General features: G+C 68.6%; 23 protein-coding genes. 5 read left to right on the top strand and 18 right to left on the bottom strand.

Going from position 1 to position 23921, the window contains the following annotated elements; translation table 11 throughout:
• Positions 1–412: 412 nt before the first annotated feature.
• From ACYQ26_RS08290 to ACYQ26_RS08280, 3 genes are all read right to left on the bottom strand, one after another.
• Entirely contained in the window at positions 413–1498 is a 1086-nt protein-coding gene (locus ACYQ26_RS08290; protein ID WP_459808415.1) for a deoxyhypusine synthase, read from the bottom strand.
• 192 nt (positions 1499–1690) lie between these two features.
• On the bottom strand, positions 1691–2842 hold the full coding sequence (locus tag ACYQ26_RS08285) for a hypothetical protein (protein ID WP_459808414.1): 1152 nt from the start codon (positions 2840–2842) through the stop codon (positions 1691–1693).
• Positions 2843–3232: 390 nt separating this feature from the next.
• Positions 3233–4000 (bottom strand): Nif3-like dinuclear metal center hexameric protein, encoded by a 768-nt coding sequence (locus tag ACYQ26_RS08280; protein WP_459810729.1) that lies wholly within the window; start codon positions 3998–4000, stop codon positions 3233–3235.
• Between the two features lie 164 nt (positions 4001–4164).
• On the opposite strand from ACYQ26_RS08280, the gene ACYQ26_RS08275 reads away from it, so the two are divergent.
• Positions 4165–5106, top strand: coding sequence for an acetamidase/formamidase family protein (locus ACYQ26_RS08275; protein ID WP_459808413.1), 942 nt, complete (start codon positions 4165–4167; stop codon positions 5104–5106).
• A gap of 27 nt (positions 5107–5133) precedes the next feature.
• On the opposite strand, the gene ACYQ26_RS08270 is transcribed toward ACYQ26_RS08275, so the two are convergent.
• The 8 genes from ACYQ26_RS08270 to ACYQ26_RS08235 form a co-directional block, all read right to left on the bottom strand.
• Entirely contained in the window at positions 5134–5553 is a 420-nt protein-coding gene (locus ACYQ26_RS08270) for a DUF7344 domain-containing protein (protein ID WP_459808412.1), read from the bottom strand.
• A 225-nt stretch (positions 5554–5778) separates the two neighbouring features.
• A complete protein-coding gene (speB, locus tag ACYQ26_RS08265; protein WP_459808411.1) occupies positions 5779–6645 on the bottom strand; it encodes an agmatinase in 867 nt (288 codons plus the stop codon).
• Positions 6645–7019 (bottom strand): translation initiation factor IF-5A, encoded by a 375-nt coding sequence (locus ACYQ26_RS08260; RefSeq protein WP_459808410.1) that lies wholly within the window; start codon positions 7017–7019, stop codon positions 6645–6647. Before ACYQ26_RS08260 ends, speB begins: the two co-directional genes overlap by 1 nt.
• Before the next feature lie 149 nt (positions 7020–7168).
• Positions 7169–8080 (bottom strand): hypothetical protein, encoded by a 912-nt coding sequence (locus ACYQ26_RS08255; protein WP_459808409.1) that lies wholly within the window; start codon positions 8078–8080, stop codon positions 7169–7171.
• Positions 8081–8197: 117 nt separating this feature from the next.
• Positions 8198–9274, bottom strand: a complete 1077-nt coding sequence (locus tag ACYQ26_RS08250) for an enolase-like domain-containing protein (protein ID WP_459808408.1) — start codon at positions 9272–9274, stop codon at positions 8198–8200.
• 143 nt (positions 9275–9417) lie between these two features.
• On the bottom strand, positions 9418–9795 hold the full coding sequence (locus ACYQ26_RS08245) for a hypothetical protein (RefSeq protein WP_459808407.1): 378 nt from the start codon (positions 9793–9795) through the stop codon (positions 9418–9420).
• A gap of 108 nt (positions 9796–9903) precedes the next feature.
• The gene (locus ACYQ26_RS08240; RefSeq protein ID WP_459808406.1) at positions 9904–11586 is read right to left on the bottom strand and encodes an ABC1 kinase family protein; all 1683 of its coding nucleotides are present in this window, start codon (positions 11584–11586) and stop codon (positions 9904–9906) included.
• Positions 11587–11652: 66 nt separating this feature from the next.
• Positions 11653–12123, bottom strand: coding sequence for an Hsp20/alpha crystallin family protein (locus ACYQ26_RS08235; protein ID WP_459808405.1), 471 nt, complete (start codon positions 12121–12123; stop codon positions 11653–11655).
• A gap of 137 nt (positions 12124–12260) precedes the next feature.
• On the opposite strand from ACYQ26_RS08235, the gene ACYQ26_RS08230 reads away from it, so the two are divergent.
• Positions 12261–13562 (top strand): molybdopterin molybdotransferase MoeA, encoded by a 1302-nt coding sequence (locus tag ACYQ26_RS08230; RefSeq protein WP_459808404.1) that lies wholly within the window; start codon positions 12261–12263, stop codon positions 13560–13562.
• Positions 13563–13580: 18 nt separating this feature from the next.
• Here the strand turns inward: ACYQ26_RS08230 and ACYQ26_RS08225 are convergent, their stop codons facing one another.
• Positions 13581–14213 carry a DedA family protein gene (locus tag ACYQ26_RS08225; protein ID WP_459808403.1) on the bottom strand — a complete coding sequence of 211 codons (633 nt, stop codon included), beginning with the start codon at positions 14211–14213 and terminating at the stop codon, positions 13581–13583.
• A gap of 153 nt (positions 14214–14366) precedes the next feature.
• Between ACYQ26_RS08225 and ACYQ26_RS08220 the strand changes: the two genes are divergently transcribed.
• Positions 14367–16028, top strand: coding sequence for a potassium channel family protein (locus ACYQ26_RS08220; RefSeq protein WP_459808402.1), 1662 nt, complete (start codon positions 14367–14369; stop codon positions 16026–16028).
• 15 nt (positions 16029–16043) lie between these two features.
• On the opposite strand, the gene ACYQ26_RS08215 is transcribed toward ACYQ26_RS08220, so the two are convergent.
• The gene (locus ACYQ26_RS08215; RefSeq protein WP_459808401.1) at positions 16044–16367 is read right to left on the bottom strand and encodes a hypothetical protein; all 324 of its coding nucleotides are present in this window, start codon (positions 16365–16367) and stop codon (positions 16044–16046) included.
• A 77-nt stretch (positions 16368–16444) separates the two neighbouring features.
• Positions 16445–17902 carry an MATE family efflux transporter gene (locus ACYQ26_RS08210; RefSeq protein WP_459810728.1) on the bottom strand — a complete coding sequence of 486 codons (1458 nt, stop codon included), beginning with the start codon at positions 17900–17902 and terminating at the stop codon, positions 16445–16447.
• A gap of 140 nt (positions 17903–18042) precedes the next feature.
• Between ACYQ26_RS08210 and ACYQ26_RS08205 the strand changes: the two genes are divergently transcribed.
• Both ACYQ26_RS08205 and ACYQ26_RS08200 read left to right on the top strand, forming a co-directional pair.
• Positions 18043–19905 (top strand): molybdopterin biosynthesis protein, encoded by a 1863-nt coding sequence (locus ACYQ26_RS08205; RefSeq protein ID WP_459808400.1) that lies wholly within the window; start codon positions 18043–18045, stop codon positions 19903–19905.
• A 104-nt stretch (positions 19906–20009) separates the two neighbouring features.
• Positions 20010–20684 (top strand): helix-turn-helix domain-containing protein, encoded by a 675-nt coding sequence (locus tag ACYQ26_RS08200; protein WP_459808399.1) that lies wholly within the window; start codon positions 20010–20012, stop codon positions 20682–20684.
• A gap of 39 nt (positions 20685–20723) precedes the next feature.
• Here the strand turns inward: ACYQ26_RS08200 and ACYQ26_RS08195 are convergent, their stop codons facing one another.
• The 4 genes from ACYQ26_RS08195 to ACYQ26_RS08180 form a co-directional block, all read right to left on the bottom strand.
• Positions 20724–21353 (bottom strand): HAD family hydrolase, encoded by a 630-nt coding sequence (locus tag ACYQ26_RS08195; protein ID WP_459808398.1) that lies wholly within the window; start codon positions 21351–21353, stop codon positions 20724–20726.
• Positions 21354–21506: 153 nt separating this feature from the next.
• On the bottom strand, positions 21507–21890 hold the full coding sequence (lwrS, locus tag ACYQ26_RS08190; RefSeq protein WP_459808397.1) for an LWR-salt protein: 384 nt from the start codon (positions 21888–21890) through the stop codon (positions 21507–21509).
• A 100-nt stretch (positions 21891–21990) separates the two neighbouring features.
• Positions 21991–22275 carry a 4a-hydroxytetrahydrobiopterin dehydratase gene (locus tag ACYQ26_RS08185; protein WP_459808396.1) on the bottom strand — a complete coding sequence of 95 codons (285 nt, stop codon included), beginning with the start codon at positions 22273–22275 and terminating at the stop codon, positions 21991–21993.
• A 289-nt stretch (positions 22276–22564) separates the two neighbouring features.
• Positions 22565–23878: an NRAMP family divalent metal transporter gene (locus ACYQ26_RS08180; RefSeq protein ID WP_459808395.1), complete on the bottom strand. Its 1314-nt coding sequence runs from the start codon at positions 23876–23878 to the stop codon at positions 22565–22567.
• Positions 23879–23921: the final 43 nt, after the last annotated feature.

Below are 23921 nucleotides of genomic sequence, written 5' to 3'. Positions count from 1 at the left end.
CGAAGTCGTGCGAGGGGTGAGCGAACGAGCGGCGCGAGTGAGCGAAGCGGCTGGGGAGGGCGTGGCAACTCCGTGGAGCCGCGATAGCAGCGTCCGGTAACGGTATCAAGTGTGAGGAAGGAGTGACAGTCTGCGGGCGAACTGAGCGAGCGGCGAAGCAAACCGATTGTCCCTTCTGCTACCGTGGCAACGGGGATTTCCACGTCCTCCCCAGCCGATTCACTCGGTCACGTCGTTCCCTCGTTCATCCCTCGCGAGTATCGTCGCGTGCCCTCGCGTTCGCTCGGTCACCCGACAGCGCGCCACTGCCGTCGTCGGCATCACTCGGCGTCCATCGTCGGCATCTGTCGGCGTCCGCCGCGAGGTTCTGGCCCCGTCCAGATGAGCCGAGCAGGTGAGAAACGCTACTCCGCTATTCCTCGAGCCGTTCCCGCGCCGCGGCCACCACCAGCGGGAGCGTGATCGTCGCGTCGGCGTACACCGAGACGTTGTCGGCGTCCTTCTCGAGTTTGCCCCACGAGCGGGCTTCGTCCAGCGTCGCGCCGGAGAGCCCGCCGGTCTGCTTGGGGTCCATCGTGAGTTGGACGGCGTAGTCGTAGGCGTCGGGCGTGACCAGCATCGTCTGCAGCGTGAAGTTCTTCGGAACGCCGCCGCCGACGACGAAGGCGCCGGCCTCGTCGGCATCGAACGCGATGTCGGTCAGCGGCGTCATGTCGGCCAGCGCGTCCAGCGAGAAGTCCGACGTTTGGGAGTACATCCACGCCTGGAGGCCGAGCACGGAGTCCTGAACGGCGGGACAGTAGATCGGCACGTCGTTCTCGTAGGCCGCCGCGGCGATGCCGGCTTCCTCCTCGACGTCGTCGCGCTCGTTGACCTCGGCGTTCGCGCGGCCCAGTTCCTCGGTGAGCCGCTGGATGGAGACGACGCCCTCCTCCTCGAGCACCGGAAAGACCTCCTCGCGGAGGTGCGATTCGAAGGTCGCGAAGTACTCCTGGGGGAGGTAGACGTTGTAGATGCGATCGACTTCCTCGTCGCGAAGGGTCTCGTCGTGTTCGCGCTCGGTCTTGCCCTCGGCGTGGACCTCACCGTGGTGGTGCTTGCCGCCGATGGCCTCGATGGTGTCGTGGGTGAGGTTCGCGCCGGTCGTGACCAGCACGTCGATGTAGCCGTCTCGTATCAGGTCGGCGACGATCCGGCGCATCCCCGCGGGAACCATCGCGCCCGCGAGGCCGAAGAAGACGGTCACGTCGTCGTCGAACATCGCCTCAGTGACGTCGACCGCCTCGTGGAGGTTCGCGGCGCCGACGCCCGCGTTGCCGTACTCGTCGGCGAGTTCGCCGACGGTCATCCCCGCGCGGGCCTCGGCGTGGCCGACGGGATCGTGCGAGAAGGTCTCGCGGTCGGGCTCGCGGTGGCCGTGGTGGTCGCGGTCGTCGCCGTCCGCGCCGGCCTCGCCGGACGCGTCGCCGTCGGTCCCGGAATCGTGCTCGTCGCTCATGTCAACGCGTCCGCGAGCCAGCGGTTTGAACGCCGCGGTTCGCGCCGCGCGATTCGACTCGAGGATCCGCGTGTGACTACTCGAGGGTTCGAAAACTCGAGGACTCGAGACGGACACCTATTGGTCTCGAGCAGCGGTCAAAAAGAGCCGATCGCATCCGAAATACTGTCCGATCCGGACGAGGACGGAGCGTCAGTCGCCGCTCGGCTCGTAGTCGATCTCCACGCCCTCGTAGAAGATCGCGGCCGTCACGTCGCCGTCGGGGGCCGAGACCGTGAAGTACCGCGAGCCGTTGGCGGGGACGGTGATGATCTCCTGGACGTCCGTGCCGGGGAAGCGCACGACGACGCTGCGGGCGGGTTCGTCGTAGTTCATCACGTAGAACGTCGCCTCGTCGTTCTCAGGATCGACGCTGTCGAGGAACAGGTTGAGGTCGTCGCGCGGGATGCACTGCTCCTCGGTGTTGGCCGCCTGCGTGTCGAGCACGATGTCCTCGTAGAGCAGGTCGAGGGTCACCATGCCGTCCGACGTGGTCCCGTGGACATCGAAGTAGGTCGCGCTGTTGGGCTGGACGCCGACGGAGCCGCCGCGGTCGGCGCCGTAGACGTTGTACCGGACGCTGATCGCGGCGTCGTTTTCGTTCTCGACGCGGAACCGGGCCATGCCGGTTTCGTCGTCGACGCAGACGGCCTCGAGGTCGATTGCGCCGAGGTCGATCGTCCCCTGGTCGTCGTCACCAGCGCCGTCGTCGCCGCTACCACCGTTGTCGCCGTCGTCGTGGCCCTTCTCTTTCTTCTTTTTCCGCTTGGCGTGCCCGCCTTTCTTCTTCGCGTGCTTCTTGTCGTGGTTCTTCTCGTCGTCCTCGCCGCCGTCGTCGCCCGACTGCTCGCCGCAGTTCGGATTGGTGGTCGTCTCGCCGTCGTAGGTGACCGAGAGGACCTTGTCGCCGCTGCCGGCCGTGCGGTCGTAGAACTGGAAGGCGTTGAACTCGGCGACGTAGTACTCGCCGAACCGCGAGGGGTACACGTACACGTTGGAGGGCAGAACCGGCCGCACGACGTTCTCGGCTCGGTCCCGCTCCGCATTGTAAGTCCGGATCCAGAGGCTCGTCGGCAGCTCGTCCGCGCTCTCGAAGAGCACGAACACGGAGTGGCATCCCTGGAAGGCGGTGCGTTCGTAGAGCGGCATGTCGCCGCCGTCGCCGCCGCTACCGTTGCTGCCGTTACCGCCGTTTTCGCCGGCGCTAACCGTTCCGATGCCGAGGCCGGCGCCGCCGATGAGCGCGCCGGTCGTCGCGATACCCCTGAGACTGTCCCGTCTGGAGATGGTGCGTTCGTCGGTCATAGGTTCGCTCCCGGTCGCCGGCGTCCTCGCCGGCCCGGTGAGTGACGACTACTCCGAGAGACGGACGGTTTGTAATCAGTGAACTACCGAACGACACGACACTACTACCGAGCGTACCGTCAGTTCGCTCCGAAAGTCACGAATCGAAACAGTTCGAGGGCGCGCTCGAGCGGCCGTGAAACCGGCCACTAGCGGACGCTACGAACCGCCTTCCATCGATCGCACCTCGAGAAGTCGGGCCGTACGAGCGGAAACGAGCCGATAGCGGGAGACGGCGACGGCCGGAACCGTCGTCGACCGGTAACCGAACGCCCCGAAACCGAGCGCGTAAACCGGACCGTTCGACCGAGCGCACGACGCAATCCGGCCCCTACGCGCGTCAGGACCGGCTTACAGCCCCGTCGGCACCTCGAGGTAACTCGTCTCGAGGCCCCAGTTCTCGACCAGTTCCTGCAGCGACCGGACGCCGAACGTCTCGGTCGCGTAGTGGCCCGCCAGCGCGACGGTGATGCCGGCCTCCTGCGCCTCGTGGTAGACCTTCTGTTTCCCCTCGCCCGTGACCAGCGCGTCCGCGCCGCTCTCGACGGCCTCGTCGAGCCAGTCGGTGCCGCTGCCGGTGACGATCGCGACGTCCTCGAGTTCGTCGGGGCCGAAGTCGAGCACCCGCACGGAGTGATCGCCCGTCACGAGTTCGCTCTCGAGGCGCTCGCGGAGGTCGTCGGCCGTGTAGGGCTCGCTCGCGGTGCCGCGCTGGCCGATGTACTCGGGCCCGAGTTCGCCGAACGGCTCGCGATCCTCGAGCGCGAGCACGTCCGCGACGCCGGCGGCATTGCCCAGTTCCTGGTGGCCGTCCAGCGGAAGGTGCGAGACGTACAGCGCGCAGTCGTGCTCGATCAGCGGCGCGATCCGGTCGTAGGTGCGACCGGTGACGCGGTCGAAGCCGCCCCAGGAGATGCCGTGGTGGACGACCAGCGCGTCCGCGCCCGCGTCGATCGCCTGCTCGAAGGTCTCCTCGACGCCGTCGACGGCGAATGCGACGTGCTCGAGGTCGGCCTCGTCGGGGCCGACCTGCAGGCCGTTCGCGCTGGCGTCGAGGTCGGCGTAGTCGTCGTGGCGCAACTCCTCGTCGAGCCGTGCAGTGAATTCCGAGAGGTCCATGGTCATGGTCGGCCGTGGATAGGCGGCCCGGGGCTTGTATGCTTGCGGTTGCGGTTCCGACGGGATCGACCGCGATAGCGACGACTCGTCGCGACGGCGGTGTTCCGCGGCAATCGCATAGGGGGAGGATTCGATTTACCACGCGTCCGGCCGTACGCTCGAGCATGTCGCGTCGCAGGGTTTCCCACGAGGACGGAGCGATATACGAGTTCGCGCCCGATCTCGAGGCGGTCGAGACCGTCGAACCGGGCGCGGAACTGACGATCGAGACGCGGGACAGCCTCGACGGGGCGATCCAGACCGAGTCCGACGTGATCGAGGCGGTCCCCGAGGAGGTCAACGCCGCGACGGGGCCGATCGGCGTCGAGGGCGCCGAGCCGGGCGACGTCCTGCGCGTCGAGATCGAGGACGTTCGGCTCGCCGAGGACCGGGGCCGCGTCGTCACCATCGACGGGTTCGGGCTGCTCGACGGCGACGAGGACATCGAGGCGCCGCGGACGCGGATCACGCCGGTCTCGGAGGCGGGCGAGGACGGCGAAGGCGGCAGGGAACCGACGATCGCCTTCGACGACCTCGAGGTCCCGGTCGAACCCGTCATCGGAACGATCGGCGTCGCGCCCGCAACGGAGTCGTACACGACCCTCGTCCCTCACGACCACGGCGGGAACCTGGACACGACGGACGTGACGGGCGGCAACACCGTCTACTTCCCCGTCTTTCAGGAGGGCGCGATGCTCGCGATGGGCGACTGCAAGGCGGCCATGGCCGACGGCGAGATGTGCGGGACGGGCGCCGAGGTCGCCACGGAGATCGACGTCACGGTCGACGTGATCGACGGCGACGAGGCCACAGTCGATCTGGAGCGCCCGCTCGTCGAAACCGCCGACGCCTGGAAGCCGATCGCCAGCGCCGAGACGCTCGAGGAAGCCTGCCGACTCGCGAATCGGGACGCGGTCGACCTGCTTGCGGCGGAGCACGGCTTCGACGACACTGACGCGTACCTGTTCTCGAGCCTGACGGGTGGTCTCGAGATCAGCCAGGTGGTCGATCCGCTGGTGACGGTCCGAAACGCGATCCCCAAGGAGTACCTGTCGTCGCCGTTCTGAGCGCGGCGGGGTCGGTCGTCCGGGCGATCAGGCGTCGATCATCCGCTCGAGGATCGCCGCGGCTGCGTCGGATTCGTCGAGTTCGCCGGTCACGCCGATCTCGTCGATCCTGCCAGTGTCGCTGTCCTCGTCGCCGTCGACCTCGCCCGGATCGATCGGCGCCGTCAGCGTGACGTCCTTCGATTCGCGGTCGTAGTCGACGACGCCGTGATGATCGAGCCGCGGCAGGTGGTTGTGGACGAGTTCGATTCTGATCCGGCGGCGGACGGAGTGATCGATCGCCTCGACCGGGCCGGAGCGCTCTCGGGCGACGATCTCCTCGACGAGGTCGGCGACGGAGCGCTGCTCGTCCGGTGCTACGGACCGAAGCAGGTGCCGGCGGTGGGGGTGTGCCAGCAGCGCGTAGGCGGTCTCGAGGTCGAATTCGGATGGTTGCGACGCTGTCATTGCTCGCAGTTTGGCGACTGCGTGCCCAATTGTTGTCCCTAACTAGTAGGGGAAATCACAGTACGTGACAGTCCGCGATCCGACACTGTAGTCGCTGTCGACTGGTTTGCCGCTGGCAGATTCGCGGCGGACATCCCGACTAGACGCTACGGTGGACTCGAGAGCGACGTGTCGAATCGAGACCGGCGGACACCAGCGCGGCTCCGAACTCTCAGCCGCGGCGGCTCACAGCCGCTCGGCGGCGTTGGAAAAGACGAACTCCCGAACCAGCTTGCCGGCCAGGGACGCGGCCTGACCGTCGTCGCGGTCGTTGACTTCCACGACGTCGAAGCCGTCGGCGTGCGGGGCGACGGTGCGGACGACATCGCGCAGCTCGCGCGGCTCGAGACCGAACGGCTCGGTGGTCCCCGTACCGGGCGCGTAGCCGGGATCGGCGGCGTCGATGTCGACGCTCAGGTAGGCCTCGCGGTCGGCGACGCGATCCGCGAGGTCCTCGCGCGCGAACGCGCCGACCTCCTCGGGCGGGACGACGGTCACGTCGTCCGCGTCGGCCCGGTCCCACTCGGCCTCGCTGCCGGTTCGCGCGCCCAAAACGATCGCCTCGTCGACGGACGCGACGTCCTCGAGGATCCGTCGAGTGACGGCGGCGTGGGACAGCGGGTTGCCGTCGTAGGCGTCGTAGAGGTCGAGGTGGGCGTCCAGACAGACGAACACCTCGGGCTCGACGGCGCGGGCGCCGGCCAGCGAGACGGTGTGTTCGCCGCCCAAAAGGAGCGGCACGGCGTCGTTCCAGACGGCCTCGCGCAGCGTGCTCGTCAGGTACTCGAGGTACTCCTCGAGGTCGTCCCACGCGCGGACATCGCCGTGGTCGACGACGCCGAGCTCGGAGAAGTGCTGGTCCGTCCGGTGGTCGTAGTCGTCGAACGGTTCGGCAAAAGAACGGATCCGGCGGGGCCCGAATCGGGTCCCGGGTTGAAAGGTCGTCGTGGCGTCCAGGGGCGCACCGACGACCACGAAGTTCGCGCCTCCACGGTCAGCCTCGCGGCCTCGCGTATCGGTCCCCTCGCGTTCGTCAGCCGCCCCGGGGAACATCAGACGATCTTCCGCTGGTCTTCCATCTCGAGGTACTCGATGTTCTCGTCGGGGGAGACGTCGGCGTCGTCGGGGACGCGCATCGTGATCGTCTCGTAGGTCTCGAGGTCCATGACCTGCATGTCGTCGCCGTCGACGGAGACGACCTGGCCCTGTTTGCGCTCGATGATCGGGACCCAGATCTTCGCGTCGACGGGCTGGGAGAGCGAGCGCTTCTTCCCGTCGAAGACGCCTTCGGCCTCGATGCGGGCCTTGGCGCTGCCGTGTTTGCCGGGCTTGGCCGTGGAGTAGGAGTTGATCTTACACGGCGTGTCCTCGATCATCACGTAGCTGCCTTCCTGGAGGTCGCGAACTTCGGTCTGCTGTTTCGCCATGTCCCGGCGTAATCAACCGACGGCCATAAACCGTTTGGAATACGCTCCGGCCGTAAGCGGTCCGTTAACAGGCCGCTCCGTTTTCGCGTCGCTCGTCTCGAGCGGGCACTGCGGTCGGCCCGAGGTGGACTTCGACGCGGCGCGCCGACTCAATACAGGTGCAGCCACGACAAGTACAGACGCAGCGAGATTCCGAGACAGACCGCACCGCCAGCGACGGAGGCGGCCACGCGGCGCCGGAGCCGGCGACGGACCGTCGATCGGTCGCCGCCGACGAGCCACGGCTCGCGGGCGTCGTCGACGATGCGGCCGTCGGCGTCGGCCTCGCCGACGACCGTGACGGTTCCTCCCGGTGCGACCGTCCCCTCGCTGTACCGGTGTTCGGAGCCGCCGATGTCGGTATCCGCCACTCGGTCGAGTCGGCCGGGCGCCGGCGCGTCCGGCGACCGAACGGTCGAATCCGAGCGCGGAACGGTGACGCGTGCATCGGCGGGATCGACCGTCACGGCGACGTCGGCGGCGTCGGACTCGACGCGGAGCGGGACACCGCCCGACCCTGCCCGCTCATGCGTCCAATCGCTGTCGACCCCGAATCGGTCCTTCGCCTCGAGCAGCCACGTCCAGCAGACGGCCGGTCGTTCGAAGACGGGACTGGGTTCCGGCTCGGTCCCGTCGGCCGGGAGCGCACGTCCGGTTACGACGACGTCGCCGGGCGGTTCGATCCCTCCGGTACGAAGTCGCAGGATGCGCCGGCAGACGTACAGTCCGGCGACGATCGCCGCGAAACCGACGGTGATTCCGCCGACGAGCAACAGTCCCCATCCCCAGGCGGCTCGCAGCTCGCCGCGACTCCACGACGGATCGAACGGCGGGTCGCCGACGAGCGCCAGTAGCACGCAGCCGAAAAACGCCGCCAGCCACGCTGCGCCGATCGGCCGAATCGGCACGTGAAACCGGTGTCGGAACGTCCGCTTTCGGCGTTCGGTCACGATCGCGGCCACGGCGATGACGACGACGTGAAAGACCACCAGCGCCGTGACGAGGATCGTCACTCCGTTCATCCGGATCGAGCGCGAATTTCGAGCGCGGGACTATCAGTATTCCCGCCGCGTTTCGCGTTCGAGAACGAATCCAGGACACGGTGTGACCGCTCTCACCGGAGGTGCTCGGATCGACCGCTACCACCGGAACCCGTCCGCGTCGGCCGGCGGCTCGAGCGGACTCCCTGGCAGTCCGTCGGCGACGTCGGGGTCATTGTACGCGCCCGGCGCGACGTCGTTCGGCGAGTCCGGGTAGTACAGCGCGGCCAGCAGCTGAAGCTGTCCGCGACCGACCCCGAGTTCGAACTGGCCGCCGCCGTACATCGCGATATCGCGCTCCCGGCAGTAGGCGATCGTCTCGAGGAGCGATTCGAGCGAGCCGAACCGGGACGGTTTGACGTTTAGCCACTCCGGTTCCCACGGTAGCGCCTCGACATCCGCGAGGCCGTGGATCGGCGCGTCCCAGGAGACTCGTTCGCGGACGGCGGAATCCTCGAACAGATGCCGCGTCTCGTCGGTCAGGGCTGGATCCTCGATCACCGCCTCGGGGAACGCCTCGAGGACGAGTTCGTACAGTGCCGGCTCCGGCGGGGTGTCGACCTCGGTCCCCTCGTAGTGGCCCTTCAGATCGAGGATCCGGACGGCGTCCCGACCGACGGCGTCGACGATGTCCTCGACGAGCGCCGCGTCCCACTCCGGCGTCGGATCCAGCTTGAACTCGAGGTCGGGGTTCGCCGCGCGCAGTCGCTCGAGGCGGTCGACGGTCGGCGGATCGCCCAACCGGGTGCTCGCGACGAACCGGACCGGCTCGAGCGAGCGGTCGAACGCGCTCGCGAGGTCGATCCCGTTCTGGCGGAGTGCGAGGTCCAGCGCCGCGCTCTCGAGGCCCCAGCGCCGGTAGTTCCGGAAGACCTCGCGGTCGGGCGCACCGCCGGGAAAGAGGTCGAGGTCGGCGAGACGCTCCGAGAACGATGCGATTGTGTATTCGCCGGCGAGGTCGGGCAGCCCGGCCTCGGCCAGCCGGTCGTGGTCGGCGGTCTCGTAGGTGACGTCTTCGCCGCGGCCGACGGTCGTTCCACCGTCGTCGAGACTGGGACCGGAAAGTGTGAATTCGGTCGTGACGCGGGTGAAGTCGCTCGAGGTCTCGCGCTCGAGGCGCTTCGTTTCGACGGCGTCGATCTCGAGGGAGAGGTCCGCGATTTGATCGTACTCCATACGTCCACATCGGATGCCAGGGAAAAGTAGGTTGCAGCAACTCTGTTGAATCAGTCAAGATTTGACAGGGATTGCGTGCTGAATACAAAGCGTGAACGCAACACGATGACTGAACGCTGCCACGGATTGGACCTACGAAAGCGTTACCGTTGATCGACACACTCGCCAGCGACCGCAACAGCTTCGTCTGTCACGCGGACACTCCCGTCGAAGAGCCTGCACGTTCCGGCATTCCAGGCGAGTTCCCCGCGGAAATCGTCGCCAGAAACAGTTACTTCGTGTCGTCCATCTCTCCCGACGATGACTTCGAAGGCACGACTGACGCTGTTTTCGAGTCGATCCGACTCCTCCTCGTAGGTCGTTCCGTCCTCACCGGCAACTACCACTTGAACGGTCACCGGTTCGGGACGCTCGTTTTGGACGGTGAGATCGAGGCGGCCATTCTCCTCGCTTCCGTACAGTTCTGTACAACCTGCCAAAGATCCGGTCGCAGCAATGGCGAGAAAACGACGCCGATTCATACACTTCGATGGCATATACAGTACTTAAAGCCTGTCTCGTCGAGAATTTAAACAAGACCATTGCAGCGGCGAGCACCGGAGCGAAACCACGGGGCAGGCGACCAGCGGTCACTCCTCGCGCTGCTGGCGTCGCTGTCGCAGGTTCTGCCGCGTGAACTGCGGACGCGCGCGGGTCGATCTGGGTTTGCGGAAGGACCGGTAGAGTTGGACGATGACGACGACCGAGAAGACGGCCGCCACGACCGACGCCCTGGGCGCCTCGAGGGCGTAGAGGACGCCCATCGAGAACAGCGACATCGTCAGCAGCATGCCGTAGATCAGCCGCTTCGCGAACTTGGCGAAGACGTCGTCGGAGTCCTCGACGCCGATGCGGACGTAGAGGTCGTCCCGGTCGAGTCGATCGAGCGTCTTCTCGGCTTTGGGGGCCAGTCGGGTCAACGACTCGCCCGACTGGCGGATCTGCTCGGCGGACTCGCGGACGTAGCGCCGGATCGACTCCTCGCGGTAGCCCTCCTCGGTGAGGTAGTCCGTGGCGGTCGAGATGAAGTCGAACTCCTGGTCGAGCGTGACACAGACCCCCTCGACGACGGTCGCGACCCGCAACACCAGCGCGAGGTTCTTGGGCAGCCGGAAGGGGAACTCGTAGATCGAGTCCTCGATCTGGCCGACGATGCCGCGGACGCGGTACTGGTCGAGCGTCTCGCCGCGGGCGTCCTGAATGGCCAGTTCCATCACCTCGGCCATCACGCCCCGATCGGCGTCGGGGGAGAGCGTCCCCATCTCGATCAGGGCGTCGAGGATGCCGTCGATGTCCCGGTTGGCGACGGCGACGTAGAACTCGATGATCTTCTCCTGGATGAACGGGTCGACCCGGCCCGACATGCCGAAGTCGTAGAAGACGATCTGTTCCTCGTCGGTCACCGCCAGGTTTCCGGGGTGGGGATCGGCGTGGAAGACGCCGTCGTCCATGATCATCTGCAGGTACGCCCGCTCCAGATTCTCCGCGACCCGCGTCCGGTCGATCCCCCGGCGCTCGAGTTCCTCGAGGTCGTTGATCTTCGTCCCCTCGATGTACTCCATCGTGAGCACGCGCGGGCCGGAGTGGCTCTCGGCGACCGCGGGGATGCGAAAGCGGTCGTCGCCGGCGAAGTTCGAGCGGATCTCGGTCAGCATCTCCGCCTCGCGCTCGTAGTTCATCTCCTCGCGGATCGTCCGCGAGAACTCGTCGGCGAGGTTCTCGAGCGAGAACGACCGCGACTCGTCGACGAAGAACATCACGAGCGGCAGCGACCAGCGGATCACCCGTAGGTCGGCCTCGACGAGGGGTTCGATGTCGGGGCGGCGGATCTTCACCGCGACCTCCTGTCCCGGCTGGCCGTCGCCGCCGTCCGGCACGGTCGCCGGCCCGCCGTCGCTCCCGTCCCACTCCGCGGCGTCGGGATCGATCCGCGCCCGGTAGACCTGCCCGAGGCTGGCGCCGCTGATCGGGTCGGTGTCGAACTCGAGGAACCGGTCCTCGACGGGGCCGAGTTCCGCCTCGAGGACCCGCTTCGCTTCGCTCCACTCGGCCGGCGGCACCTCGTCTTGCAGGGCCGAGAGGACGTCGATGTACTCGGGGGGCAGGATGTCCGGCCGGGTCGACAGCAGTTGGCCGAGTTTGATGAACGTCGGCCCGAGGGTCAGCAGCGACTCGAGCAGCACCTCCGCGCGCTCGCGGTGGGTCTCGGGGTCGACCCGCCGGCCGGAACCGAACAGGATGAAGCGGTGGCGATCGCGGGCGTACGCGAGCAACAGCGGGAGGAACTGCCAGGCGACGACGACGAACCGCCGGTACGCGCGAAGCGATACCAGTCTCGGTCACCTCGGTTCGGGGTCGGATTCGGGTTCAGGGTCTGCGTCGGGGTCGGCGCCTGCGTTCTCAGCGTCCTCGTCCTCGTCTTCGCTCTCGCTCTCGTCCTCGCCGTCGCGGATCGTCCCCTCCACGACGTCGATCGTCGTCTCGCCGTCCCCGGTCCGCTTCGGAATCGAGAGTTCGAGCACGCCCCGGTCGACGGCGGCGTCGAGGTCCGCTTCGACCGCGTCGTCGGGAAGCGGCAGTTCGACGTCGAAGAAGAGCGATCGGTTCTCCTCGAGATAGCGGTAGTCGTCCGGGAGGTCCTTCCGCCGCTGGGCGTCGATGGAGAGGCGGCCCCCCTCGATCGCGACGTCGATCGAGTCGGCGGTGACGCCCGGCACGTCGAGGACCAGCAGGTACCGGTCGTCGCTCTCGAGCAGATCGAAGAAGACGTCGTCGGAGAGATCCCGCAACGCGTCGCGGAGCGCTGACATGCTTACTGGTTCGAACGCCGATACGAAAAAGGCCGCGGTACCGCAGTGGTGCGATAGCACGTCCCAATCGGTCACGCCGCGATGGCGACGGCGGAGTCCCCCCTACGCTTTTGCCCTCCGACACCCCGGTTCAGAGTATGAAGGGAGCCGACAGCGAGCGCACCGAGGCCGGGTTCAAGGTACGGACGCCGGTCGACGAGGCGCGCCGGATTCTCAGGGAAGCGATCGCGGAGCGTCGGCCCGCAGACGACGACCAGCCGTGTGCGACCGGCACGGAGACCGTCGACGTCGAGCGCGCGGACGGGCGCACCCTCGCCGCGCCCCTCGAGTCCGCGCGGAACGTCCCCCACTACCGGCGGGCGGCGATGGACGGCTACGCCGTCCGGGCCGCGGACACGTTCGGCGCGAGCGACCGCTCGCCCGAGGTGTTGCGTATCGCCGAGGGAATCGGCGCCGACGCGTCGGTCGAGCCCGGCGCCGCCGCGCGCGTCCACACCGGCAGCGCGCTGCCCGAGGGCGCCGACGCCGTCGTGATGATCGAGGAGGTCGAAGAACTCGAGTCGGCCGGCGAACTCGAGGTCGGCGACGCCGTCGCGGAGGGCGAGAACGTCGCGCCGATCGGCGAGGACGTCGCGGAGGGCCAGCGCCTCTACGAGGCGGGCCACCGGCTCCGCCCGTCGGATCTCGGCCTCATTCGGTCGGCCGGGTACGACCGCGTCGCGGTCGCCGAGCGGCCGACGGTGGGCGTGATCCCGACCGGCGAGGAACTCGTCGAGGGCGATCCCGGCCCCGGCGAGGTCGTCGAGACGAACGGGCTGACCGTCTCGAGACTGGCCGAGCGGTGGGGCGCGCGGGCGACCTATCGGGACGTCGTTACCGACGATCCCGACTCGCTGCGGGTGGCCATCCAGCGCGACCTGACGAAGGACGTCGTCGTCACGACCGGCGGCTCCTCGGTCGGCGAACGCGACCTGCTGCCGGAGGTGATCGACGACCTGGGCGAGGTGCTCGTCCACGGCGTCGGGCTCAAACCCGGCCACCCGGTCTGTCTCGGCATCGTCGAGGAGACGCCGGTGCTCGCGCTGCCGGGCTACCCCGTCGCCTGCATCGTCAACGCCGTCCAGTTCCTCCGGCCGACGCTGCGCTGGCTCGAGGGCACCGAGCCCGATCCCCACCCGACGACGCAGGCGGTCCTCGAGCGTAAGATTCCGAGCGAACCTGGAACCCGGACGTTCGCGCGGGTGCAACTCGAGGAGCGCGACCCCGACGAGATCGACGAGGGCGAACCGCGGTTCGCGGCGACGCCGACGCGGGCCAGCGGTTCGGGCGTGCTCTCGAGCGTCGCGCTGGCCGACGGCTGGGTGGTCGTCGACGACGGCCGCGAGGGGATCCCGGAGGGCGAGACGGTCGCCGTCGAGGACTGGGAAGTCAACCCGTAACGTCGGGATGGGAATAGGCTATCCCTGAGAGCCGCGTTCGCGCCGTCTATACTCCCCGAATATCACGGCGCCGACGGCGAGAGCGCCGACCGCGACCGCCGCGGTGAGCGCCGGCCGGTCGGTGGCGACGGCGGCCGCGGCCGCGAACAGCGATCGCTGCCGTCCGTAGTAGACGACCGCCCCGACGGCCGCGTAGAACAGCGCGGTGCCGACCGCCGTGTAGGCGCCGAAGCGGATCGTCCCCATGCCCGCGAGTCCCGCGGGGATCGAGACGACCGACCGCAGCGCCGGGAGAAATCGTCCCCAGAAGACCGACGACGTCCCCCAGCGGCGGAACCACCGCCGTCCGCGCTCGGTCGCGTCCTTCGAGACGTTGATCCACTCCCGGAACCGCTCGAGGCCGCTCGAGCCGGGGCCGCGAAACGCGTAGAACGGGACGAAGGCGCCGACCGTCCCGCCGGCGGTCGCCGCCCCGACGAAGACGAGAAAGGAGAGCGGATCGGCGATCAACAGCGCGGCCGCGGCCGGTACGACGACCTCGCTCGGGAACAGGGGGAACAGCATCGACGTCTCGAGGAAGGTGAACAGCAGCAGGGCGAGCGGGCCGTACAGCTGGATGAACCGCAGTGCGGTCGTTCCGAGCTCGGCCATGGCCGGGCTACGAACGGGGCGGGTATCACTGTTCGGTCGGCGCATTCGGGGCGGGTCGTGGCGGCCGGCACGACGCCGCGTCCGCGAGTGTGGGGTTGGGAATTCCGACCGAGCACTTAGAGGGACCGGCCCGGTAGTACGACGGACGGCCGCATGCGCGACCTCGAACTCGAGGGACTGCACCCGTCGGACCTGACGCGCCGGCACCGGCTGGTGCTCCTCTACGCCGTCGGCGTCGTCTCGGTCGTGGTCTTCTACGCGGTGGTGTACAACCTCGGCATGGCCCGGCTCGAGAACCGGCCACAGTCGATCTTCCGGTCGGTGCAGACGGTCACCGAGACGATGACGACGACCGGATTCGGCGCGGACGCGCCGTGGACGACGCCGGCGATGAACCTGCTGATGATCTGGATTCAGGTGACCGGCGTCCTGATCGGGTTCGTCGCCCTCCGGGTGCTGGTCATCCCGCTGTTCGAGCGCACGCCGCTGCACCTGGACGACCGGCTGACGGCCAAGGACGACCACGTCGTCGTCGCGGAGTACCGCCGCGACACCGACGTCCTGCTCGAGGAACTCGAGGAGCTCGACACCGACTACGTCCTCATCGAGTCCGACGAGGAGGAGGCGAAGCGGCTCTCCGACGACGGCTATCAGGCGATCCACGGCGACCCCGAAGACCTGGCGGACCTCGAGCGGGCGATGATCCGGGACGCGTCCCTGCTGATCACCGACGCCGAGGAACGGACGGCGAGCATCCTGCTAACGGCGCTGGAGGCCAACCCGGATCTGCGGACGATCAGCTTCACGGAGTCGACGCGCCACGACGCGGCGCTGACCGAGATCGGCGTCGACAGAGCCGTCGCGCCGCACGCGCTCATCGGGCGCCGGCTCGCCGAGAAGGCGACCACGCCGGTCGCGCTCGAGAACACCGACGACGAGGAGTCGATCACGGTTCGAGAGATCCTCGTTCGGCGCGAGAGTCCGCTGCACGGCGTTCGCCTCGGAGAGTCACCGGTCGCGGACCACCCGGAACTCACCCTAGTCGGCGGCTGGTTCGACGGCGTGCTCCGCCTGTCGCCGTCGAGCGACACTCGACTGACGCCCAACACCGTGTTGGTCGTCGCCGGACCCGCTGGAGTGATCGACGACGTCTCGAGCGAGGTAGCCGGCGTCCGGCCGTCGTCCCCGGCGAGACACGAACGGATCCTCGTCGCTGGCGCCGGCGAAGGCGGCGCGGCCGCCGTCGACGCGCTCCCCGACGACGTTTCGGTGACGACCGTCGACTGGACCGCGAACGCGGTCTTCGAGCCCGATATCGTCGGCGATATCACTGAACCGGGAACGCTCCGGGCGGCCGACCTCGGCGAGGCGAGCGCGTTGATCGTGACCGTCGACGACGACGCGAGCGCGCTGTTGACGATCGCGACGGCGCGGTCGCTCTCGGACGACGTGGAGATACTCGCTCGCGTGACCGAGACCGGAAAGGTGACGCCGGCGTTCAAAGCGGGGGCCGATTACGTGCTCTCCGTCCAGCAGACGTCGGCGCGGCTGGTCGCGGCGGAGGTCCACGGCGAGCGCGTCGTCGATCCGACGAGCCAGATTCGGATCGTCCGCACCGACGCCGCGCCGTTCGTCGGCGACTCGCTGCTCGACTTCCGGCGGGACACCGAACGGGGCTGGACGGTCGTCGGCATCGTGCGCGACGGAACGATACGGACCGACGAACACGCGACCGTCGACGCCGACGACGACGTCATCGTCGCCGGCAGCGACGCGACGATCCGGGAGTTCGAGCGGACCGTCGACGCCTCGTGACGCCGAGCGGCGCCGCTACTCGAGTCGCCGCCACTGCGAGTCCGACTCGAGGGCCGGCAGCGCCGACTCGAGATCCAACTGCGCGGCGCCGTAGAATTGCTCCCGCCCGACGGGCGTTCGGACGCGGATGACGACGGTGTTGCTCGTCACCCGAAAGATCGACAGCCGCCACATGCTACCCGCCGGCTCCCACTCGCTGTGGAGCGTCGCCTCCTCGTCGTCGACGACCCGCGAGCCGAGTTCCCAGCTCAGCCGAGTCAGATGCGGCAGATCGAACGGCACCGCCTCGGGTAGCGACGCGCCCGCTGTCCCCCCGTCCTGAAAGCCATGGGTAGCCATACCATGCGGTTCGACGCTCGGTCCTAAAAAATCACTCATCGTCGTTCATTTATAAACTGCGGCCGACGGGGGACGGGCTAGTCGCCCGGCGACGACTCGGGACGGTAGGTCCGGCTGATCGCCTTCCAGTGGCCCGCCTCGAACCGGTAGTAGGTGACGGCGGCGGGCACGAGCGTCTCGAGGATCAACGCGGCGTAGAGGGTCCCGATCCCCAGCGGCGTCACGGCCTCGAGGTACGGCAGCGGCACGGCGTAGACGCCGAGCGCGGTGACGGGAATCGCGAAGACGTAGCGGCCGAGCACCTGCCCGTAGAAGGGCCAGCTCGTGTCGCCGCTGGCCCGCAGCGGGCCGGTCGCACCGCTGCTGATCCCGAGGAAGACGACGCTGACGCAGGCGACGGCGATGAACGACGTCACAGTGGGCAGGATCGACGGATCGTCCACGAAGATGCGGCCGACCTGCTCGGCGAAGACCAGCACGAACGCGCCGGTAACGACGTAGACGGCGGTACCGAACCAGAGCACCTCGCGGCCGTAGGTGTCGGCGTCGACCTCGTCGCCGGTGCCCAGTTCCTGGCCGACCAGGCTCGAGGAGGCCAGCGAGAACCCCCAGCCGGGCGTGTTCATCAGCCCGCGGACGCGCCGGGCGACGATGTACGCGGCCAGTACGTTCGGCCCGAACAGCGCCACGAGCGCGAGCATGGGAAACTGGGCGGCCCGCCGGGCGATGTTCGTGAACGCCAGCGGCGTCCCGATGCTGAGGACGTTCCCGACCTCCTCGAGCGTCGCGCGAGGCGCCGCGAGGTCGACCGTCACCGGGAACTCGCCGATCAGCGGTAGTCGACCGGTAGTGAGCCCGACGGTAAAGGCTGCGAGCACGAGCACGTTCGCGACTGCAGTTCCGATCGCCGCGCCGACGACGCCCATCCCGAACGCGAATATCAGGACCGCGTTGATCGCGACGTTGACGATGGCACCGCCGGCGCGAAGGACCATCGGCGTCCAGGCGTCGTCAGCCCCCACGAGAGTCCGGCTGCCGATGAGGTTCAGCGCCGCGAACGGCAGGCCGACGGCGACGGTCCGGAGGTAGCGGGTCCCGTAGGCGATCGAGTCGGGGTCGTCGCCGACGAGCGCGATCAGTCGTTCCGGCATCGTGCGGAATAGGAGCGCCAGCGGCACCGCGAGCGCCGCGACGATCAGGGCACTCGTCGTTACCGCCCGCGAGAGGTCCTCGTCGGCGCCGGCGCCGTACCGCTGGGAGACGAGGCCGATGGTCGCGCCGGCGATCCCGCCGCCGAACGCGAAGCCGATCCCCCAGTAGGGCGTCGCGAGGCCGACGCCGCCGATCGCCGTCGGTCCGAGGGCCATCCCGACCATCGCGACGTCCGCCGCGGACTTGGACATCCGGGCGATCCCGGTCACGATCCGCGGCCAGGCGAGATCGGTCGTCCGCTCGACGCGCTCGGCGTCGACGATCCCGGCCCGCGCAAGCGCGTAGCCGACGGCCAGCAGGAGCCACCGGAACGGGTTCGGCACGTCGCTCCAGCGCCAGCGAAAAGCCACGCCGGGCCGTTCGCGATCCCCCGACAAAGATCTTCACCTCCCGGAATATTTGCACGGCTCCGACCGCGAGCGGTTCGACCGACGTTTTTAGCCTCCGGCCCCGAAGGGCCGGTATGGACCGCAAGGAGTTTCGCGATCTCGCCTCCCCGGCGGAGGCGCGCGAGGCGATCGACTCGCTGTCGCTGACGGCCGGCGTCGAACGCGTCCCCCTCGAGGACGCCCGCGGGCGCGTCCTCGTCGCGCGGCTGGACGCCGAACTCGACGTGCCCGGATTCGACCGGGCGACCCTCGACGGCTACGCCCTCCGGGCCCGGGACACGTTCGGCGCCGACGAGGCCGACCCCGCCTGCCTCGAACTCGTCGGCGAGGTACACGCCGGCGAGGAGCCCGAGGTGGAACTCGAGGAGGGGCAAGCGGCCGAAATCTCGACGGGGGCGGTGATGCCCGACGGGGCGGACGCGATGGTGCCGGTGGAACGAACTGACACCGACGGCGACGACGTGCTGGTCCGAACGTCCGTCGCACCCGGCGACAACGTCATGTTCGCCGGCGCTGACGTCGCGGCCGGCGAGCGCGCGCTCGGGCCCGGGACGCGGATCACGCCGCGGGACATCGGCCTGCTCTCGGCGCTTGGCGTCGACGAGGTGCCGGTCCGCGGCCGCCCGACGGTCGGCATCGTCTCGACGGGCGACGAACTCGTCCGGCCGGGCGATGACGTCGACAGCGACCGCGGGGAGATCTACGACGTCAACAGCTACACGATCGCCGCGGGGGTCGAGGACGCCGGCGGCGAGGCAGTGCTCTACCCCCACGCCGGCGATGAGCAAGACGAGATGGAACGGATCCTCCGTGAGGCCGCCGAGGAATGCGACCTCGTGCTCTCCTCGGGGTCGACCAGCGCGAGCGCCGTCGACGTCATCTACCGGGTCATCGAGGAACAGGGCGAACTGCTGCTCCACGGGGTCGCCGTCAAGCCCGGGAAACCGATGCTCGTGGGCCGCCTGCAGGATTCGGCGTACGTCGGCCTCCCGGGCTACCCCGTCTCCGCGATGATGGTCTTCCGGACCTTCGTCGCGCCGGCGATCCGCGAGGCGGCCGGCATTCCGGAACCCAAGGCCGCGACCGTGACGGGGCGGATGGCCCGCGAGGAGCGCTACGGCGAGGGCCGAATGCGGCTGATGCCGGTCGGCCTCGTTACGGACGGCGATGGCGACACCCTCGTCTATCCCGTCGACAAGGGCTCCGGCGCGACCACCAGCCTCGCCGAAGCCGACGGCGTCGTCGAGGTTCCGCCCGAGACCGACTACCTCGAGGCAGGCGAATCCGTCGACGTCCAGCTGTTCTCGCCGGACGTCCGGGCGCCGACCCTGCTCGGCGTCGGCGAGGACGACCCGACGCTGAACCGGCTGTTAGACCGCCTCGAGAACCCGCGCTACCTCTCGGTCGGCTCCCGGCCCGCGCTGCGGCGGCTCCGCGAGGGCGTGCCCGACGTCGCCGTCGTCGCCGGGCCGGTCGACCGCGAGGTCGACGCGGTCGAACTCGGCCGCTGGGAGCGCGACTGGGGACTGATCACGCGCGCCGGCAACCCGCAGGAGATCGAGGACCTCGCCGATCTGGTCGACCGCGACCTTCGCTTCGTCAACCGGACGACCGACTCCGGGCTGCGCACGAGCCTCGGCGCGGCCGTCGCCGAGCTGGCCGAGGATCGCGGCGTCGACCGGCGCGAGATCGTCGACGCCATCGAGGGCTTCGACCTCGGGCTGCGCGCCCACGAGAGCCCCGCCCGGAAGGTGATCGCCGGCGACGCCGACGCCGGCCTCGGGCTGCGCGAGACGGCCGAGCGGCTCGATCTCGCCTTCGTTCCGGTCGGCACGCAGTCGGTGCGCGTCGTGGCGAACCCGGACCGGATCGACAAGGGCGGCGTCGACGACCTCGAGCGGGTGCTCGCGGACGCAGACGACGTGTCGACCCGGTGATCGGGCGGGGCGAATTGCGACTGGCTGACACGACGGATCAACGAATCCGACAGTCAGCGGCCGCACAACAGCGGTTTTTAGTCCGCGACGGTGTACGACGCTCGATGGCTACCATAGCCGAGCTTCGGCTGCCGGCCGCGGACACGCTCCTCGAGACGGCGTTCGAGCAGGCGCCCGACGCCGCGTTCGAACTCGAGTCGGCCGTCTCGAAGACGCCGCCCAGTATCTGGGTCGCCGGCGTCGGCCGCTCGCGCGCCGAGACGGCGTTCGATTCCGATCCCGAGGTCGAGACGTACGAACTGCTCGTCGAGACGCCGGCCCGCCACCTGTTCGACGTCGACTTCGTCGCGGGGGCGGGACCCGAACGACTGTGCGACGCGCTGCTCGCGGACGGCGGCTCGCTGCTCGAGGCGCGGGGCTCGAACGGCTGGTGGCAGGTCCGCGCCCGGTTCGCCGACCGAAACACCCTCTGTGACGCCTACGATCGGCTCGTCGACCGCGGCGTCAACGCGGACCTCCGGCGGCTCACCGACGTGAGCGACGTCGCGACGCACGCGGAGGCCAGCAGCCGGCTCACGCCCCAACAGCGGGAAGCCCTCGAGGCCGCGCTCGAGTACGGCTACTTCGAGATTCCGCGCGCCATCTCGATGGCCGAGCTGGCGGACGAACTGGGGATCTCCCACCAGGCGCTCTCCGAGCGGTTCCGCCGGGCCTACGAGACGCTGGTCGACGAGCAACTCCAGTCGAACGGAGAGGCGTCGCTGGTGGACGGTTCGTAACCGAAGCGAGAGGTCGAGAAGCCGAGAAGCGAGGACCGCTCAGAACAGTTCGTCGAACGACCGCACGCGGTAGTCTCCGAGGACGCACCGGCCGCGCCGGTCGTGGCCGAGTCGCTCGACGTGGATCGCGTCGAGGCCGGCGTTCCAGGCCGCGCCGACGTCGCAGGCGCCGTCGCCCGCGAGCACGCCCTGGTGCCCGTTGTGCGCGACGCCGAGGTCGCGCATGACCGACCGGACGGGTTCCGGATCGGGCTTCCAGCCCGTCTCCTCCGTACAGCACAGCCGCGCGTCGAACCAGTCCCGGATGCCGACGTTGTCCAGCACCGGCTCGGCGAGAAACTCCTGACAGTGCGTGACGAGGCCGACCGGCGCCTCGAGGTCGCCGACGAACGCGGCGTCATCGTGGAGGTAGGTCTGTTCGGCTCGGACCTCGGGATCCTCCTCGTCGTGGAACACCTCCCAGAACGCCTCGGGGTCGATGCCCCACTCCCGGAGCTGTCGGTTCCGCGAGCCGGTCAGGCCGTTCCAGAGGATCTCGGCTTCCCGATCGGTGAACTCCCGCCCCAGCCGGTCGCCGACCCGGTCGAACACGTCCCGGGTGTAGGACCACTCGACGTCGACCAGGGTGCCGTCGAGATCGAGCAACCAGAAGTCGTACTCGGAGACCATCGGACACAGCAGTACGTGATTCGCGAGTAAATGCGTACCGGTCGTGACCCCCTCGAGAACGGGAGCGCCAACGGGAGCGGGGGCGATCAGAGGCGAACGAGAGGTAAACGAGCGTGATAGAAGTGACAGGAACGAACGGCAAATCGAGAGCGGTCAGGACGAATCCGTCACGCGAATGCTCGAGCCGAGATACTTCGAGAGCACCTCCGAGACGGAATCGGCGTTGAACGCCTCGAGGTCGGCCGCGATTTCGGCCTTCAGCGCGTCGAAATACTCCTCGTCGACCTGCAGTTCCCGGAACGACACCGATTCGACGGGCTGGTCGAGCCACTCCTCGGCGAGCTGGCGCGCGTACTCCTCGTCGGCGACCTCGCCGCGCCACAGCGTATTCCGGAAGAACAGCCACCCCTCGGTGCCCGGCGCCGGCGCCTCGCGGAAGACCGTGACGGTCGTCGCTGCGCTGCTCGGCTCGAGGCGGATCCCCGGCCGAGCGGGCTCGAGGCGAACGTCGACCGAGAAGACGTATGCGCCGTCCATGGGTGCGTGGGGGTGAACGCGAAACGTGAACGCGAGTCGAGCGGGTGCGTGAGCGTGCGCGGGCGTCCCGATCGTCGGCTCGCGGACGCCGAGCGCCCGATTACTCGGCGTTCCGCTCGGATTCGATCAGTTCCGCCATCTCGAGGTCGTCTTCGGTGATGCCGCCCTCCTCGTGGGAGGTGAGCCGCACCTCGACTTCCTTGTAGCGGATGACGATCTCCGGGTGGTGGAACTGCGACTCGGCGATCTCGCCGACCATCTGGGCGAAGTTGACGCCGCGGAGGTACTCGTCGAACTCGTAGGTGCGAACGATCTCGTCGCCCTCGCGCGTCCAGTCGTCGGGAAGTCCCGCCTCGATCTCGTCGTCGGACAGTAGGTCGCCCATGGCCGACCGAACGAAGGCCACTCAAATAATGGTTGTGCCGGTCGCGACGGCCGGTAATTCCGCCGGTTCGCTGCGTTCAGCCGGCGAGTCCGGGAAAAGCGTGCTGAAACGAGGATCGAAAGCCGCGAACGCCGCTGCGAGCGGTGCGGTCCGAGGACGGACCGAGAACGAGAAACGGCCGTGAACGACGTCGAGAAACGCGTCTTTCGCGGCGGTCCGAAGTCAGCGACGACCCGAGAGCGGGCTCGGTACCGCCGCGAACCGGGAATCGATCCCGCCGCGACGCTGGTCAGATGCCGCCGCCGAGGATCGCGCCGACGACGTCCTGCAGGGAACTCGCGGCGAGGATCACCGACAGGGCGACCAGCACCGCGTTCGCGACGTTTTGCTTCCGCGAGTTGACGTGCTCGCCCATCGTCTCCCTGTCGTTGACCGCCCAGAACAGCAGGACGGCGGCGATCGGCAGGCCGAACACGCCGTTCCAGGCGGGGAACAGGATGATCATATCGATCACGCTCAGGCCGAGGCCGACGTGGATCAGTGGCGAGAGCCCGCTCAGCAGACAGAGGCCCGCGAAGGCGACGCGGAACGATCGCCGCGCTTCCTGCGGATCGGACGAGCGGATCTCCTTCCCTCGAGCCTCGTGGAGGATGTACGCGGGACACCAGAGGATCGGGATGATGCTGTTGAACGCGGCCACGAGCGTCCCGCCGAGGAACAGCACCATCGCCCACGTGCCGAGGACGTCGGTCAGCGCCCGCCCCGGCGTGATGAACGACTCGAGTTCGGTGACACCGGCGGGCCGGAGCACCGCCGCGGTGGCGACGAGGATCGCGAGCGAGGCCAGTCCGCCGAGCACGTACCCCATGACGAGGTCGGTGCGCACGTCCCGGAGGTCGGCGGCGCTGGTCCACCCCTTCTCGTCGACGAACAGCGACTCGAGGAAGAAGTTAGGCCAGAGCGCCGTCGTACCGAGGATCCCGGCGGTGAGCGCCAGTCCGCCCGGCTCGAGGAACGTCCCGTTCGGGACGGCGCCCGCCGCGACGGCGATCGGGTCCGGATCGCCGGCGACCGCGACCACCGCGAACCCGACGAACAGCAGGATCATCATCCCGGCCATCAGGTACTCGATGAGGTCGTAGCGCAGCAGGCCGACGACCGCCGACAGGACCCCCGTCAGGACCGCGAGGGGCATCCACCCGATCGAAATCCCGACGCTCTCGAGCAGGATGGAGGTGCCGAGTCCGACGGCGGCGGTCAGCTCGAGCCCCCAGAGGAGACACCCGATCGAGACGAACGCCAGCAGCGCCGTCGCGCCCCGTTGACCGAGCTTGCGCCGCGTGAACTGCCCGAGCGAGTCGCCGAAGATGCCGACTCTGGCGCTCATGTCCTGCGCCATGATGCCCAGGAGGATGGCCAGTCCGATCAGCCACGCCATCGCGTAGCCGAACTGGACTCCGGCGGAACTCATGATGAAGACCGATCCCGAGCCGAAGTAGCTGGCGACCATCACGAACGCGAGCCCGAACCGATCGAAGAAGTCCGCGATCGGGACGAACCGGTCGCCGGCCAGCCGGGGGCGCGATCTCGTCGGGCTACTCATGCGAGACCACCTCCCGGACCCGGGAGTCGGCGTCGTACCGATC

It is taken from the genome of Halopiger thermotolerans, from assembly GCF_054654555.1.
The sequence above is the reverse complement of the archived record's forward strand: the minus strand, read 5'-3'. Positions and strand labels throughout refer to the sequence as shown.

Coding starts and splice junctions, on each gene's coding strand:
- ACYQ26_RS08260 (WP_459808410.1), bottom strand. CDS start 7,019: ATGGCGAAACAGCAGACCGAAGTTCGCGACCTCCAGGAAGGCAGCTAC.
- ACYQ26_RS08255 (WP_459808409.1), bottom strand. CDS start 8,080: ATGAACGGAGTGACGATCCTCGTCACGGCGCTGGTGGTCTTTCACGTC.
- lwrS (WP_459808397.1), bottom strand. CDS start 21,890: ATGGACGGCGCATACGTCTTCTCGGTCGACGTTCGCCTCGAGCCCGCT.
- ACYQ26_RS08280 (WP_459810729.1), bottom strand. CDS start 4,000: ATGGACCTCTCGGAATTCACTGCACGGCTCGACGAGGAGTTGCGCCAC.
- ACYQ26_RS08230 (WP_459808404.1), top strand. CDS start 12,261: ATGAAGGGAGCCGACAGCGAGCGCACCGAGGCCGGGTTCAAGGTACGG.
- ACYQ26_RS08195 (WP_459808398.1), bottom strand. CDS start 21,353: ATGGTCTCCGAGTACGACTTCTGGTTGCTCGATCTCGACGGCACCCTG.
- ACYQ26_RS08250 (WP_459808408.1), bottom strand. CDS start 9,274: ATGGAGTACGATCAAATCGCGGACCTCTCCCTCGAGATCGACGCCGTC.
- ACYQ26_RS08215 (WP_459808401.1), bottom strand. CDS start 16,367: ATGGCTACCCATGGCTTTCAGGACGGGGGGACAGCGGGCGCGTCGCTA.
- ACYQ26_RS08275 (WP_459808413.1), top strand. CDS start 4,165: ATGTCGCGTCGCAGGGTTTCCCACGAGGACGGAGCGATATACGAGTTC.
- ACYQ26_RS08245 (WP_459808407.1), bottom strand. CDS start 9,795: ATGAATCGGCGTCGTTTTCTCGCCATTGCTGCGACCGGATCTTTGGCA.
- ACYQ26_RS08205 (WP_459808400.1), top strand. CDS start 18,043: ATGGACCGCAAGGAGTTTCGCGATCTCGCCTCCCCGGCGGAGGCGCGC.
- ACYQ26_RS08225 (WP_459808403.1), bottom strand. CDS start 14,213: ATGGCCGAGCTCGGAACGACCGCACTGCGGTTCATCCAGCTGTACGGC.
- ACYQ26_RS08235 (WP_459808405.1), bottom strand. CDS start 12,123: ATGTCAGCGCTCCGCGACGCGTTGCGGGATCTCTCCGACGACGTCTTC.
- ACYQ26_RS08290 (WP_459808415.1), bottom strand. CDS start 1,498: ATGAGCGACGAGCACGATTCCGGGACCGACGGCGACGCGTCCGGCGAG.
- ACYQ26_RS08180 (WP_459808395.1), bottom strand. CDS start 23,878: ATGAGTAGCCCGACGAGATCGCGCCCCCGGCTGGCCGGCGACCGGTTC.
- ACYQ26_RS08185 (WP_459808396.1), bottom strand. CDS start 22,275: ATGGGCGACCTACTGTCCGACGACGAGATCGAGGCGGGACTTCCCGAC.
- ACYQ26_RS08200 (WP_459808399.1), top strand. CDS start 20,010: ATGGCTACCATAGCCGAGCTTCGGCTGCCGGCCGCGGACACGCTCCTC.
- ACYQ26_RS08270 (WP_459808412.1), bottom strand. CDS start 5,553: ATGACAGCGTCGCAACCATCCGAATTCGACCTCGAGACCGCCTACGCG.
- speB (WP_459808411.1), bottom strand. CDS start 6,645: ATGTTCCCCGGGGCGGCTGACGAACGCGAGGGGACCGATACGCGAGGC.
- ACYQ26_RS08285 (WP_459808414.1), bottom strand. CDS start 2,842: ATGACCGACGAACGCACCATCTCCAGACGGGACAGTCTCAGGGGTATC.
- ACYQ26_RS08220 (WP_459808402.1), top strand. CDS start 14,367: ATGCGCGACCTCGAACTCGAGGGACTGCACCCGTCGGACCTGACGCGC.